Genomic DNA, 13598 nt, shown 5'->3' with positions numbered 1-13598 from the left:
TCACGACCGGCGCTCCGGTGTGAGCAGGGCGGACACGGCCGGCACGAGGAACGCCGCGCACACGGCGTACGAGAAGTCCTCGACCGGAGCCAGCCCGATCCGGACGCCGCTCAGGTGCTCCTCGGGATAGGTGAACAGTCCCGCTGCGATCATCAGGTTGTCGAACACGGCGGTGAGCACCACCAGCACAGCGGCGGCGATGCCGGACGCGGCCATGCGCCGGCCGAAGCGAGGCCTGCGGACGGTGACCAGGACGACGGCGAGCGTGAGCGCGGCGAACGGCAGGACGAGGAGCGCGTAGGTCATGCCGCCTCGCGGGTCTCGTGAGGATCCGGTGCGGTCGACCGGCCGAGCACACGCAGCGCGCCGGCGTGCACCACGAGGCCGAGGTAACAGAGGAAGGCGAGGAAGAAGGGCTCCTCGATCGGAAGGTGGGGCGCGAGGTCCAGCCCGATCAGGAGCGTGCTGTCGCCTTTCACGAAGACCCCCGCCGCGATGCCGACGGCGTCCCATGCCAGGAAGAACGCCGTGCCGATGCCGACGGCCGCGGCGGTGCGGCCGGGCGCACGCCATGCCGCCAGGCGCCAGCGGCGGTCCAGCAGCGCGACGCCGGCGGCGGAGACGAGGATCGCGGCGAGGTAGAGACCCGGCACGTCAAACCTTCGCCGGTTCGGCGACGGGACCGGGGGAGCGGTCGCCGCGCAGCCGCTTCACGACCAGCTCGGCCGAGATGAGGCACATCGGAAGACCGATCCCGGGCAAGGCCGATCCGCCGGCGTAGGCGAGCCCGGCGACTTTGCGCGAGACGTTGCGCGGCCGGAACATCGCACTCTGGCCGAGCGTGTGGGCCAGCCCCAGGGCGTTGCCGCGCCAGGCGTTGAGGTCGCTCGCGAAATCGCCGGGTGCGATGGTGCGGCGCACGACGATGCGCTCGGCGAGGTCGGGGATGCCGCACCACGACGACAGCTGCGCGATGACACGGTCGGCGGCCGCCTCGACGGCGGCATCGCCGGCACCGTCGACGCCGCCGTGACCGATGCCGGGGTCGGCGGGCACGGGGACGAGCACGAACAGGTTCTCGTGGCCCGGCGGGGCGACCGACGGGTCGGTGGCGCTCGGCCGGCAGACGTAGAGCGAGGCGGGATCGGAGATGCGCGGGCGATCACCGAAGATGTCGTCGAAGTTCGCGCGCCAGTCCTCGGTGAACAGCAGCGTGTGATGCGCGAGTTCGGGCAGGGATCCCTCGACGCCGAGCAGCAGCAGCAGGGCGCCGGGGCTGGGCTCGCGCTTCGCCCACCACGACTCGGGATAGGTCTGCAGCTCGCGGGGCAGCAGCTTCGTCTCGGTGTGGTGGAGGTCCGCGGTGGAGACCACGAGGTCGGCGGCGATGCTGCGGCCGTCCTCGAGCACCACGCCTGTCGCCGTGGCGCCCTCGGTGTCGATGCGGGTCACCCGCGCGCCCGTCTCGATGACCGCTCCGGATGCCGCTGCCAGTCGCTCGATCGCACGGATGACCTCGACGAAGCCGCCGCGGGGATAGAGCACGCCCTCGTCCAGGTCGAGGTGGCTCATGAGGTGGTACAGGCTCGGCACGCCGTAGGGCGATCCGCCCAGGAAGACTGCCGGATAGCCCAGGATCTGCCGCAGGCGCGGGTCGGTGAAGCGGCGTTCCACATGGGAGGAGAGGCTGCGGGTCAGCAGCGGGAGCAGCTGCGGGGCGCGGCGCAGCAGAACCGGGTCTCGCAGTCCCGCGGTGGACTCGTAGGTGTCGTAGAGGAAGCGCGTGACGGCGAGATCGTAGGCGTCGCCGGCAGAATCCAGGTATGCCGACAGCTTCGCCCCCGCGCCCGGCTCGATGCTCTCGAACAGCGCGGTGGCGGCATCCCGTCCCGATCGCACATCGACCGGCACCCGTTCCGAACCGGGATCGGAGTAGACGCGATACGCCGGGTCGAGCTCGACGAGATCCAGCTCGCGCTCGGCCGTCGTGCCCAGCAGCCGGAAGAAGTGGTCGAAGACCTCGGGCATGAGGTACCAGCTGGGTCCCGTGTCGAAGCGGAAGCCGCCCTCGTCCCACGATCCGGCTCGGCCGCCGACGGTCTCGCGCGCCTCCAGGACGGTCACCTGCCAGCCCTCGGCGCCGAGGAGGGCGGCCGTGGCGAGGCCCGCGATGCCGCCGCCGATGACGACGGCGCGACCGGCGGCGGTCACGGGCGAACCTCGCGAGGGGAGAAGCCGAGCCACGCACGTGCGGCCAGCCGGGCCTTCGTGACATCCGGAACGCGCACGCGCGTCGTGCCCTCCTGGGTCGTGCCGGCCTGAGCGCGCAGGCGCGCGGACAGCTCGGCGAAGAGGTCGTGGGCCGCCGTCACCGCACGGCGGCAGTCGGCCGGGAGGTCGGGCACGACCGCCGCAGCGGCGGCGAGGTCGGCGTCGATGCGGTCGAGCACCGCGGTGCGGGTGGCCGTGCCCGATGCCAGCCCGAGGTAGTCGCGGCCGAGAGCGGAGGCGTCGTGGTCGAGGTCGCGCAGGAAGTTGACGTCCTGGAAGGCGGCGCCCAGTCGGCGGGCGCCGTCCGTGAGTTCGGGGGAAGGGGCGGCCGGATGCCGCGCCCCGGCGTTCACGAACACCTGCAGGCACATGAGCCCGACCACCTCGGCCGAGCCGTAGACGTAGTCGTCGTGCGAGGCGTCGTCATGCCGTGCCGTGGACAGATCGGTGCGCATCGACCGGAAGAACGGGCGGACCAGGTCCTCGCCGATCCCGCACTCGCGCGCGGTGAGGGCGAACGCGTGCACGATCAGGTTCGTGCTGAATCCGGTCTCGATCGCGCGCAGCGTCTCGACCTCGAGGGCGTCGAGGACCTCGCGCGCCGCGTCGGGCGTGAGGCCCGCGGCTGCGGCAGGCCCGTCGACCACCTCGTCGGCGATCCGCACGAGCGCGTAGACGGTCCGCACGTGCGGACGCGGACGCGGCCCCAGCAGCCGGCAGGCCAGGCTGAACGACGTGGAGTACCGCGAGATCACCGTGGCGGCGGCATCCCGTGCCGTTCTGTCGTAGAGCTCGAGGCCGGTCGGCTGGCCCCCGCGCGGGACTCTCGGGCTCACGGGATGCGCCCTTCCACCGCGGCGGCCAGCTCCTCGAGCAGGACGGTCGCGGTTCCCGGCAGGGCCGGGTCGGCGGCGCTCGCGCGCACCTGCTCGAGAGTCTCGTAGATGACGGCACGCAGCCGCACCGGCGCGCCGCTCTGCTCGAGTGCCACCTGCGCTTCGCGCACGGCGATGGGGCCGGTGTGCGCGAGCGCGAGGGCATCGTTCACCCGGGCCCACGACGGCGTGTCACGGGCGAGCGCGACCAGGGGAGTGCGCTTGGACTCACGGAGGTCTCCGCCGCTCTCACGGCCAGCCTGCTCCTGCGTCCCGAACGCGCCGATGAGGTCGTCGACGAGCTGGAACGCCAGTCCGAGCTGTCCGCCCGCACGTTCGATCGCCTGCAGTGCCGTCTCGGGTGCGTCGGCGAGCACCGCGCCGGCCAGCAGCGGAGCCTGGAACGAATACACCGCGGTCTTGTTGAACGCCGCCTCCAGCGTTCCCTCCGCCGTCGCGTCCTCGGTCAGCACGCTGTTCTCGACGTCGGCCAGCTCACCGGCGGCGGAGATGAAGACCGCGTCGTCGACGAGGGCGTGAAGGCGCTCTCGGGCGATCGGGTCCACGTCCGCGAAGGCGACGAGGCGCAGCGCTTCGTGCAGCAGGAGGTCTCCGGCCAGGATCGCGGCCGCTTCTCCGAGGAGGGCGGCACCGTCGGCGTCGGCACCGCGGACGCGTGCGCGCTGGCGGAACTCTCCGGCGATGTTGGGGACGCCGCGGCGCTCGGTGTCGTGATCGATCACGTCGTCGTGCACCACGAAGGCCGTGTGGAGCAGCTCGAAGGCCGCCGCGACCGGATAGAGCCCCGGCGTGCGGGCGGGATCGCCGCCGAACGCCTCGAAGGACGCGGCGACCAGCGCGGGCCGGAATCTCTTGCCGCCGCGGGTGGCGCGGGACAGGGCGTCGCCGAGGGCGAGGAAGCCCGGGCCGAGCTCGCCCGCGCGGGCGAGGATCCGCGCGACCGACGCGTCGATCGCGGCGTCGATGCCCGGATGGGCGGGGAGCGTGATCATGACGCGCGTCTGCGCTCGGCGACGGTGTCGAACAGGTGCAGCTGCTCGGCCTGCAGGACGAGCCACGGGCTGAACGCCCAGGGCGTCGTGCGGATGGAGGCCGCGAGATCGAGGGGGTCCACCCACTGGGAGTCCATGGCCTCGAGCGGATTGAGAAGCGGCTCGTCCGTGGTCAGCGCGGTGTAGACGGGGCAGACTTCGTGCTCGACGATGCCGTTGGCGTCGACGGCGCGGTAGCGGAAGAGCGGGAGTGCCAGTTCGATGCCGGAAAGCGTGATGCCCAGCTCGAACTCCGCGCGGCGATGGACCGCGGTGATGAGCGGCTCGGCCGGCTTCGGGTGACCGCAGAAGGAGTTCGTCCACACTCCCGGCCACGTCTTCTTGCTCAGCGCGCGGCGGGTGACGAGGACCTGTCCCTCCGGGTTCACGACATGGCAGGAGAACGCGAGATGCAGCGCGGTGTCTGTGCCGTGGACGCTGCTCTTGGGAGCCGTGCCGATCGCTGTGCCCTCGTCATCGAGAAGAACCACGTGGTCGGCATCATTCATCGGTTCCTCCTCTAATTCGCTAGTTTAGCTAGCGATCTGGTGCGTCCGATGATACAAGGGTAGTGAGGGAGTGTCCACATTGGTCCAGCCGTCACCCCACACGCCGCATGACCGGGCCGTCCTGCAGGTGCTGCAGGCCGTCCGTGCCTTCAGCGACGCCATGGATCGGATGCACGGCGGCATGAAGGACGACATGGAGATGAACGCCTCGGATCTCTCCGCACTCCGGATGCTCATCATGCGGGAGCAGCGGGGACAGGCGGTGAGCCCGCATGACGTCGCCCAGCACCTCAGGATCTCGACGGCGTCCACCACCAAGCTGCTGGACCGGCTCACGGCATCCGGTCATGTCGAGCGACGGGCGCATCCGCACGACGGCCGTGCCCGCGTGATCGTGCTCACAGAGGAGTCGCGGCGAACGTTCTTCCGCCACTTCGGGGATCGGCTTCAGGCGATGAGGCGCGTGGCCGATCGCTACACGGATGACGAACTCGTCGTGATCGCCCGGTTCCTGGCCGAGTTGGGCGATGCGATCGAGATCGCCTGATCCTCGAGGGAAAAGGCAAAGGCCCCAGATCGGGGAAATCCCTGATCTGGGGCCTTTTCTTGTTGCGGGGACAGGATTTGAACCTGCGACCTCTGGGTTATGAGCCCAGCGAGCTACCGAGCTGCTCCACCCCGCGGCACAAGATGAAATCCTAGCACGGGTTTCGGCGGGGTTGCGACGCCGGTCGCCTTCGCTTGCCCCGACCGAGCAGACCGGGCGAGGATGGGCCCATGGCCGCCGCTCCCGACACGCACCCGAAGGACGACCGCGTCGACGGTCGGGACGAGACGCCGACCGAGCGCGCCGACCGGAACTGGAACGAGGTGCTGCAGGAGCTGCGTGTGCTGCAGACCGGCACGCAGATCCTCACCGGCTTCCTGCTCGCCCTGGCCTTCCAGCCGGCGTTCGCCGACCTCACCGACGGTCAGCGGGTCGTGTACCTGGTCCTCGTGGTGATGTCGGCGCTCAGCGCGATCATCGCGCTCGCGCCGGTGGCCCTGCACCGCGTGCTCTTCCAGCAGCGCGCGAAGGCATCGGTGGTCGCCTACGGTCATGCGGCGCTCATCACGGCACTGTTCACCGTGTCGGTCCTGGTGGTGGGAGTGGTCGCCTTCGTGTTCGACGTCGTGGTCAGTGACGCGGCGGCGTGGTGGGCGCTTGCGATCCTCACGCTCGTCATCCTGGTGCTCTGGGTCCTCACTCCGGTGGTCATCAGGGCCCGCCTGCGCACGAACGGCACGCGATGACCTCGTCCGCGGCGCTGGGCGTCGCCGTCGCCCAGTTCGCCCCGAGCGCCGACACCGCGGCGAACCTGCAGACCATCGCTCAGCTGACGTCGGCGGCGGCGGGACGGGGCGCCGGTCTGGTCGTCTTCCCCGAGTACTCGAGCTACTTCATCGACCCGTTCGACCACTCGCTGGCGGCACACGCCGAGGACGTCGACGGCCCGTTCGTACGGGCGCTCGTCGACCTGGCTTCGCAGCACGGCGTGCACATCGTCGCCGGTCTGCTCGAACGCAGCGCGGACGAGCACCGCGTCCACAACACGGTCGTCGCCGTCGACGGCAGCGGTGTGCTCGCGCGCTATCGCAAGCTGCACCTCTACGACGCCTTCGGTCAGCGCGAGTCGGACTGGGTGCAGGCGGGCGACCTCGCGCCCGCCGAGACGTTCGAGCTGGCGGGCATCCGCTTCGGTCTCATGACGTGCTACGACCTGCGCTTCCCCGAGGTCGGCCGGATCCTCGTCGACGCGGGTGCCGGCGCCTTCGTCGTCCCGGCCGAATGGGTGCGCGGACCGCTGAAGGAGCACCACTGGCGCACGCTGCTGCATGCGCGGGCCATCGAGAACACGGTGTTCGTGCTCGCCGCCGATCATCCGCCGCCACTCGGTGTCGGCTGTTCGATGATCGTCGATCCGCAGGGCGTCGAGCTCGCCGCGGTGGGCACAGCGACCGACATCGCCGTCGCCCACCTCGACCCCGAGACGCTCGAGCGCGTCCGCCGCGTCAATCCGTCGCTGCGGCTGCGGCGCTTCGGAGTCATCCCGCGGGAGGCCTAAGCGCGGTCGCGGCTCGCGGCGAGACGCCCTGCGGCGTCCTCCAGCACCTCGATGCGCTTGCAGGCGGCGAAGCGCACGAGCGTCGCGTACTCGTCCCGGTGCTCGGGGGTGACGAAGGCGGTGAGGGGGATGGCCACGACGCCCGCGCGCCCTGGTAGTGCGCGGCAGAAGGCCGCGGCATCCGTCGCTCCCAGATCGCGGGCGTCGGCCACGGTGAAATAGGAGCCGGCCGGCTCTGAGACCGCGAACCCCGCCGCCCGCAGCCCCCGGCCGAGGAGATCGCGCTTGGCGCGCAGTGCCTCTGCGATCCCGCGGAAGAAGCCGTCGTCCAGACGGAGGCCGCGCGCGATCGCCGGCTGGAACGGGCTGCCGTTGACGTACGTCAGGAACTGCTTGACGGCGAGGACGGCCGAGATCAGCTCGGCGGGCCCGCTCACCCAGCCGATCTTCCAGCCGGTGGTCGAGAAGGTCTTGCCGGCCGACGAGATCGTCAGCGTCCGCTCCCAGGCGCCCGGCAGTGTCGCGATCGGCACGTGCGGCGCGCCGAAGACGAGGTGCTCGTACACCTCGTCCGTCACGATCACTGCGTCGTGGCGCTCGGCGAGGCGCAGCACCTCGTCCCGGACCTCGGCGGTGAACACGGCTCCGGTGGGATTGTGCGGGTCGTTCACCAGGATGACGCGCGTCCGGTCGGTGACCGCCTGTCGTAGCCGATCGAGATCGGGCTGGAACTCGGGCCAGCGCAGCGGCACGGTGACGAGCCTCGCTCCGGCGAGAGCGACGATCGCGGCGTAGGAGTCATAGAACGGCTCGAACACGACCACTTCGTCGTCGGGGCCGTCGATGAGCGCGAGCAGCGTCGCCGCCAGGGCTTCCGTGGCGCCGGCGGTGACGAGCACCTCGCGCGCGGGGTCGGGGCGCAGGCCGTAGAACCGGCTCTGGTGCTCGGAGATCGCCGCCAGCAGATCCGGGATGCCGCGACCCGGCGGGTACTGGTTCATCCCGCCGGCGATCGCTTCGCGCGCCGCCTCGAGGACTTCGGCGGGACCGTCCTCGTCGGGGAAGCCCTGGCCGAGATTCAGTGCGCCGGTTTCGGCCGCGAGCGCCGACATCTCGGCGAAGATGGTGGGACGGACCTGTCCGTCCGAGCCGACGAGCCCGGCACCCGCTGCGGCGCGGTGCCATGCTCCGGGAATCGTGTGCATCGCCCTCACGGTACTCGCCCTGCTCAGGCGGTTTGCATAGACGGGTCCCAGACCCGCCATAAGAAACGCACAGGATCGGTGGGCAATGTGGTCGTTGTCAGGCCAGAAGGAGCAATCATGAGCGACCACCAGGGCACCGGCCCCGCAGACCAGACCCCCGCAGACCAGAACCCCGCCGAGACGGCCGGCGCGCAGACGCCTCCCGCTCCCGCGGCCCCGGCGGCCCCCGCGGTGCCCCCGGCCCTTCCCACCACGGCAGCGTGGCAGGCAGCGCAGCAGACGCCGGCAGGCCGTCCGGCGCCGGCCTACGCGATGCCGCAGGGCTACACCGCGCAGACGGCGCCCTACCCCCAGACGTTCGCCGGGCAGCCCACCACGGGCACACAGACCACCGCCCCGCTGGCGTGGTCGGCTCCCGCCCCCAAGAAGCGCTCCGGCGCCGGCAAGGTCGCGGGCATCATCGTCGCCGCCGCACTCGTCGGCGGTGCAGCCGGACTAGGCACCTCCTACGCGGGCTCGGCGCTCTTCTCCCCGTCCGGCACGGCGCCGATCGCCGGCCCCGCGACGGTCACCGTCAACGACTCCGACGACGTCAACCAGACCACCGGCATCGCGGCCAAGGTCGTGCCGAGCGTCGTGACGATCTCGGCCACGAGCCAGAGCGGCGGCGGCACGGGCTCCGGCGTGATCCTCACCGAAGACGGCTACGTCGTCACCAACACCCACGTGGTCACCCTCGACGGCGCCTCCGGCGACGCGACGATCCGCGTCACGACCTCCGACGGGCGGGTGTACGACGCCGAGATCGTCGGCACCGACCCGACGTACGACCTCGCCGTCATCAAGCTGACCGACGCCGAGGGCCTCACCCCGATCGAGTTCGCGTCATCGTCCGAGCTGAACGTGGGCGACACCACCATCGCCGTCGGCGCGCCCCTGGGCCTGGCCAACACGGTGACCACCGGTATCGTCAGCGCACTCAACCGCTCGATCGAGATCGCGTCCTCCGCGGCGCCCGAGACCGAGCCGGAGACGGCGCCCGAGGACGGCGGCGAGGGCGAAGGCGAGGGCGACGTCCCGCCGTTCCTGTTCGACTACGGCCAGCAGCAGACGCCGACCCAGCCGTCGGAGTCCATCAAGATCGCCGTCATCCAGACCGATGCCGCCATCAACCCGGGCAACTCCGGCGGTGCGCTGGTCGATGACGAGGGCCGCCTCATCGGCATCAACGTCGCGATCGCCTCGGCGGGCGGCTCTTCCGGCCAGGCGGGCTCCATCGGCGTCGGCTTCTCCATCCCGTCCGACATCGTCGAGCGCATCACCGACGAGATCATCGAGAACGGCGAGGCCAGCCACGGCCTGCTCGGCGCGAACGTGCTCTCGGCTGGTCAGGTCGAAGACGCCACGATGACCGGGGCCTTCATCAAGGAGGCCGTCGAGGGCGGCGCCGCCGCTGAGGCGGGCCTGCAGGAAGGCGACATCGTCACGGCGTTCAACGGCGTGCCGGTCACCGACTCGGTCGACCTCACCGCCCTGGTGCGTGCCGCCGCCGCCGGCAGCACCGCCACCGTCACCTTCGTCCGCGACGGCGAGACCCGAGAGGTAGACGTCACGCTCGGAACGCTCGAGCAGTAGGCGCACGAGAACGGCTCAGGACGCCACCCCGCGATAGGCTCGCGGGGTGGCGTCCTTCTCGTTCGGCGCGGGAAATGCGCGAAAGCTCGCAGCCCTCCCGCTGTATGCCGCGGGACGCATCCTCACGCTGCTGGTGCCTCGCTCGCGAGACGAGTGGGTGTTCGGCTGCGGCGCCGGCATCGGCGACGGGGCGCTCGCACTCTGGAACGTCGCTGCCGCCGGAGGACACCGGATGCTCTGGCTCGTGGGCGGCGACCGGGAGGCACAGGATGCCGCGGCCCTCGGCATCCCGACCGCTCGGCGCTCATCGCTGCGCGGCCTGTGGCGCACCGCCCGGGCGGGGGTGGTCGTCGTGACCCACGGCTTCGGCGACGTCAACCGGTACGCGGTGTCGGGCGCCGTCGTGGTGCAGCTCTGGCACGGCGTGCCCTTGAAGCGCATCGGGCTCGATTCCCCCGAGACGCTGCGGCTGCCCGGCGTCCTGGCCCGGATACCCGGCGCGCGGCTGGCCCGGCGCGGTCTCGGGGCGATGTTCCGCGGCGCGGCGCAGCGCATCCGGGTGCTGCCGGCCGCATCGCATCTCGTGCGAGGCCGACTGGAGTCGGCGTTCGCGCTCCCGGACGAGCGCGTGCCCGTGACCGGCGAACCCCGGGTCGACGTGCTCTCCGACGGCTCGGCGCAGGATCGCCGAGCGCGCGCCCGTCGCACGATCACGGCGGTCTGCGGCGACATTCCCGAGACCACCCGCCTCGTGCTGTACGCCCCGACCTGGCGCGACGGTGATGCCGATCCCGCGGTGCCCTCGGAAGCCGAGTGGGACGCCATTCACGGAGTGCTCGAGAGCCGCGATGCGGTGCTCCTGGTGCGCTCGCACCCGCTCGGTGCCGGCGACTACCGCCCGCCTCGCGCCACCGATCGGGTGCGCCTGCTCGGCAGTGACCTGGTCGCCGATGTCACGCCCCTGCTGCCCGGACTGGACGTCCTGGTCACCGACTACTCGTCCCTGGCCTTCGATGCCGCGCTCGTCCCGCTGCCGGTCGTGTTCCTCGCCCCTGACGTCGAGGCCTACGCCGAGCGCCGGGGGTTCTACGGTCGCTACGCGGACGTGGCGGGCCCGGAGTGGTCGAGGGACTGGACCCAGGCCCTCTGCGAGCTGGATGCCGTGCTCGGCGATCCGGCTGAGCGCGCGCTGCGCGTCGAACGATCCGAGGCCCTGAGCCGCCGCATCCACACCTACCGCGACGGCGGCAATGCGGAGCGCGTCTACCGTGCGATCCTTGCCGTTGCGGCTGAACGCGGCGACGAGGCCCGGCCGACGAAGGGACACCGATGACGCAGGCGCGCTTCACCACCGATGACGGCGCGGCGCTGACGCTCGCTGGCGACGGGACCAGACCCGGTCTGGTCGAGCTCGTCGGCAGCCGCGCCCGCGTGTCGGCGGTGCCCACCGGCGAGGACGGCGCGTGGACGGTCACGCTGCCGCTGCGGGCGGCACGGTGGGGCGGACCCGAGCTGCCGCTGCCTTCCGGCGCGTACCGGCTGCGCATCGACGGGGCCGACGGCTCCGGTGAGTCGGACACCTCCGAGCCGTCGCCGCCTCACGCCGCCGAAGCCCGGCTCGGAACCCTGCGAGCGCGGATCGACGGGTGGTCGGTGCGGATCGATCCTCCAGTGGATCCCGCCTACGATTCGGGCGAGGGGCAGGACGCCCTGGAGCGCCGCTACGCCACGCGCACCGCGCGGCTCGAGAACGCCGTGTTCTTCGAGAGCTTCTACGGCAGAAACGCGAGCTGCAATCCGCTCGCGATCGACCGCGAGCTCGCCCGGCGCGCGCCGGGCGTGACGCGCTACTGGAGCGTGGTGGACCTCTCCGTCGCCGTGCCCGACGGTGCGATCCCGGTGGTCGAGGGCAGCCCTGAGTGGTGGCGCGCGCGCGGAGCCGCCCGGCTCCTGGTGGTCAACGACTGGCTGCGCCGCCGGTTCTCCCGCCGGTCCGGGCAGATCGTGCTGCAGACGTGGCACGGGACGCCGCTCAAGCGGCTCGCGCTGCACCGGCCGGGCTTCGATCCGCGCCGCATGGCCGCCGTGGTGCGCGAGTCGCGCCGCTGGAACGTCCTGCTCGCTCAGAACCCCTACGCCGCGCGCATCCTCGGCAAGGCATACGCCTTCCTCTCGCGTCCGGTGTGGGTCGAGGGCTATCCCCGCAACGACGTCCTCGTCACCGGCGACGGGACCGCGACGCGCGAGGCCCTCGGCATCCGGCCGGGGGAGCGAGTGCTGCTCTACGCCCCGACGTGGCGCGACGACCGCGACGAGATGGTGGACTTCGTCGACCCGGCGGCCCTCGCCGAGGCGGCCGACGCCGTCGTGCTCGTTCGAGGCCACTCGCGCACGCTTCAGCCGGGACGGGATGCCGAGGGTCCGCGCGTCATCGATGTGACCGGGTTCCCCGACACGTCCCTCCTGCTGCTGGCAGCCGACGGCCTGATCACCGATTACTCCTCCGTCATGTTCGACTTCTCGGTGACCGGCAAGCCGATGTACTTCCTGGTGCCCGACATGGAGCACTACCGCGGCGAACTGCGCGGGTTCTACTTCGACCTCGCGGCGCATGCGCCCGGTCCCGTGGTGCGGACGCAGGACGAGCTCGTCGCCGCGCTGGCGGCGGACCCCGCCGAGCACGCGGCGCGCTACGACCAGTGGCGTGAGAAGTTCAACGCGCGCGACGACGGTCACGCGGCCGAGCGTGTGGTCGCCCGCATCCTCGACCAGGGCTACATCGAGACGGCCTAGACCCCGGCCTGCCCGGGCTCAGGGCAGCGGCGTGTTGCGACTGCCCAGCCGCGAGGTGTCGACCGTGTCGTGCGCGCCGCGCAGCACGCCGAGCAGGAAGCCCCAGCCCCACGCGAGGTGCATGGTCGGCAGGACCGCCATGGTCCACAGCTTGTCGCGCCACCCTCTGCCGCCGCCGGCGCCGAGGGCGACCGCGACGATCAGGATGGCGTACGCGGCGATCGGCAGGTAGAGCACCGAGGCGATGAGCGCCCACCAGCCGGTGAGCACGCCGGTGGCCTGCAGGATGCCCACGATGATCGCCGCGAAGATCGTCGCCACCAGTGCCGGTGGCGCGAAGAAGCGCAGCGAGTTGCCGCGCCCGAAGCGGCGGACGAGCTCGCCCCTCCACCGGCCTGTCGCGGCGAACTGGCGCACGAGGCGCGTCCAGCTCTCGCGCGGCCAGTAGGTGACCGACAGCGATGGATCGAACCAGACGCGATAGCCGGCGCGGCGGATGCGGAGGTTGAGCTCCCAGTCCTCGCCGCGGCGGATGGACTCGTCGAAGAACCCGATCTCCTCGAGCACGGAGCGGCGCATCACGCCGAGGTAGGCCGACTCGGCCTCTCCCTCCTGCGTGCCGCCGTGGTATGCGCCCCCGCCGAGCCCGATGGGTGAGTTGTAGGCGCGGGCCACGGCACGCTGGAAGGGTGTGCGCCCGTCGGCGCGCATGACCCCGCCGACGTTCGCCGCGCGAACGCGGTCGAGGGTCGCCATGGCGCGCCGCGTGTAGTCGGTCTCGAGTTCCGAGTGCGCGTCGACGCGCACGACCGTGGGGTAGCGCGCGGCGCGGATCGCGAGATTCAGCCCGACCGGGATGTCGGCGGCGGGGTTGTCGATGACCACGATGCGCGGATCGGCGTCGGCCAGCTGACGGGCCAGTTCGCTCGTGCCGTCCGTCGAGGGCGCCAGGGCCAGGATCAGCTCGGTCGGACCGTCGACCTCCTGGGCCAGCACCGTCTCCACCGCGCGTCCGAGGTAGTCCCGCTCGTTGAGGACGGGCATGACGAAGGTGACCCCGGCGTGGGGAGGGACTTCAGGAGCGTCCCTGCGCCCGCGCTGCTCGACCTGCACCGGTCGATCATGTCACGGCTCGCCTGGGTAGTCTGGGAGC

General features: G+C 71.7%; 14 protein-coding genes and 1 tRNA gene. 6 read left to right on the top strand and 9 right to left on the bottom strand.

The window, feature by feature from the left end; translation table 11 throughout:
- The 6 genes from ASD56_RS11600 to idi are packed head-to-tail and all read right to left on the bottom strand — an operon-like array spanning position 1 to position 4707.
- Positions 1–306, bottom strand: coding sequence for a lycopene cyclase domain-containing protein (locus tag ASD56_RS11600; RefSeq protein WP_055965732.1), 306 nt, complete (start codon positions 304–306; stop codon positions 1–3).
- Positions 303–653 (bottom strand): lycopene cyclase domain-containing protein, encoded by a 351-nt coding sequence (locus tag ASD56_RS11595; RefSeq protein WP_055965730.1) that lies wholly within the window; start codon positions 651–653, stop codon positions 303–305. Before ASD56_RS11595 ends, ASD56_RS11600 begins: the two co-directional genes overlap by 4 nt.
- A gap of 1 nt (position 654) precedes the next feature.
- A complete protein-coding gene (locus tag ASD56_RS11590; RefSeq protein WP_055965728.1) occupies positions 655–2211 on the bottom strand; it encodes a phytoene desaturase in 1557 nt (518 codons plus the stop codon).
- Complete coding sequence (locus tag ASD56_RS11585; RefSeq protein WP_055965726.1) at positions 2208–3107, bottom strand: phytoene/squalene synthase family protein; 900 nt, start codon at positions 3105–3107, stop codon at positions 2208–2210. Before ASD56_RS11585 ends, ASD56_RS11590 begins: the two co-directional genes overlap by 4 nt.
- Positions 3104–4159 (bottom strand): polyprenyl synthetase family protein, encoded by a 1056-nt coding sequence (locus ASD56_RS11580; RefSeq protein ID WP_055965724.1) that lies wholly within the window; start codon positions 4157–4159, stop codon positions 3104–3106. Before ASD56_RS11580 ends, ASD56_RS11585 begins: the two co-directional genes overlap by 4 nt.
- Entirely contained in the window at positions 4156–4707 is a 552-nt protein-coding gene (gene idi / locus ASD56_RS11575; protein WP_055965722.1) for an isopentenyl-diphosphate Delta-isomerase, read from the bottom strand. The genes ASD56_RS11580 and idi overlap by 4 nt, the downstream gene beginning before the upstream one ends.
- Before the next feature lie 70 nt (positions 4708–4777).
- Here idi and ASD56_RS11570 point away from each other — a divergent pair, with 70 nt between their 5' ends.
- A complete protein-coding gene (locus tag ASD56_RS11570; RefSeq protein ID WP_327043630.1) occupies positions 4778–5254 on the top strand; it encodes a MarR family winged helix-turn-helix transcriptional regulator in 477 nt (158 codons plus the stop codon).
- Positions 5255–5316: 62 nt separating this feature from the next.
- On the opposite strand, the gene ASD56_RS11565 is transcribed toward ASD56_RS11570, so the two are convergent.
- Positions 5317–5390, bottom strand: a tRNA-Met gene (locus ASD56_RS11565).
- A gap of 94 nt (positions 5391–5484) precedes the next feature.
- Between ASD56_RS11565 and ASD56_RS11560 the strand changes: the two genes are divergently transcribed.
- Both ASD56_RS11560 and ASD56_RS11555 read left to right on the top strand, forming a co-directional pair.
- Positions 5485–6000 carry a DUF6328 family protein gene (locus ASD56_RS11560; RefSeq protein WP_055965718.1) on the top strand — a complete coding sequence of 172 codons (516 nt, stop codon included), beginning with the start codon at positions 5485–5487 and terminating at the stop codon, positions 5998–6000.
- Positions 5997–6812: a carbon-nitrogen hydrolase family protein gene (locus tag ASD56_RS11555; RefSeq protein ID WP_055965716.1), complete on the top strand. Its 816-nt coding sequence runs from the start codon at positions 5997–5999 to the stop codon at positions 6810–6812. Before ASD56_RS11560 ends, ASD56_RS11555 begins: the two co-directional genes overlap by 4 nt.
- On the opposite strand, the gene ASD56_RS11550 is transcribed toward ASD56_RS11555, so the two are convergent.
- Positions 6809–8017, bottom strand: coding sequence for an aminotransferase class I/II-fold pyridoxal phosphate-dependent enzyme (locus ASD56_RS11550; protein ID WP_055965715.1), 1209 nt, complete (start codon positions 8015–8017; stop codon positions 6809–6811). The genes ASD56_RS11555 and ASD56_RS11550 overlap by 4 nt on opposite strands.
- Before the next feature lie 117 nt (positions 8018–8134).
- Between ASD56_RS11550 and ASD56_RS11545 the strand changes: the two genes are divergently transcribed.
- From ASD56_RS11545 to ASD56_RS11535, 3 genes are read left to right on the top strand one after another with little or no spacing between them, the layout of a single operon-like run.
- Positions 8135–9652 carry a S1C family serine protease gene (locus ASD56_RS11545; RefSeq protein WP_082541423.1) on the top strand — a complete coding sequence of 506 codons (1518 nt, stop codon included), beginning with the start codon at positions 8135–8137 and terminating at the stop codon, positions 9650–9652.
- Positions 9653–9698: 46 nt separating this feature from the next.
- Positions 9699–10985 carry a CDP-glycerol glycerophosphotransferase family protein gene (locus ASD56_RS11540; RefSeq protein ID WP_055965713.1) on the top strand — a complete coding sequence of 429 codons (1287 nt, stop codon included), beginning with the start codon at positions 9699–9701 and terminating at the stop codon, positions 10983–10985.
- Positions 10982–12445, top strand: a complete 1464-nt coding sequence (locus ASD56_RS11535) for a CDP-glycerol glycerophosphotransferase family protein (protein WP_055965711.1) — start codon at positions 10982–10984, stop codon at positions 12443–12445. Before ASD56_RS11540 ends, ASD56_RS11535 begins: the two co-directional genes overlap by 4 nt.
- A gap of 18 nt (positions 12446–12463) precedes the next feature.
- Here the strand turns inward: ASD56_RS11535 and ASD56_RS11530 are convergent, their stop codons facing one another.
- The gene (locus ASD56_RS11530) at positions 12464–13489 is read right to left on the bottom strand and encodes a glycosyltransferase (protein WP_055965948.1); all 1026 of its coding nucleotides are present in this window, start codon (positions 13487–13489) and stop codon (positions 12464–12466) included.
- Positions 13490–13598: the final 109 nt, after the last annotated feature.

Origin of the sequence: Microbacterium sp. Root166 (assembly GCF_001427145.1) — a bacterium.
In the GTDB taxonomy this organism is placed as follows: Bacteria; Actinomycetota; Actinomycetes; order Actinomycetales; family Microbacteriaceae; genus Microbacterium.
Note: the sequence above shows the minus strand (reverse complement) of the source record. Positions and strands in the feature narration are given on the sequence as shown.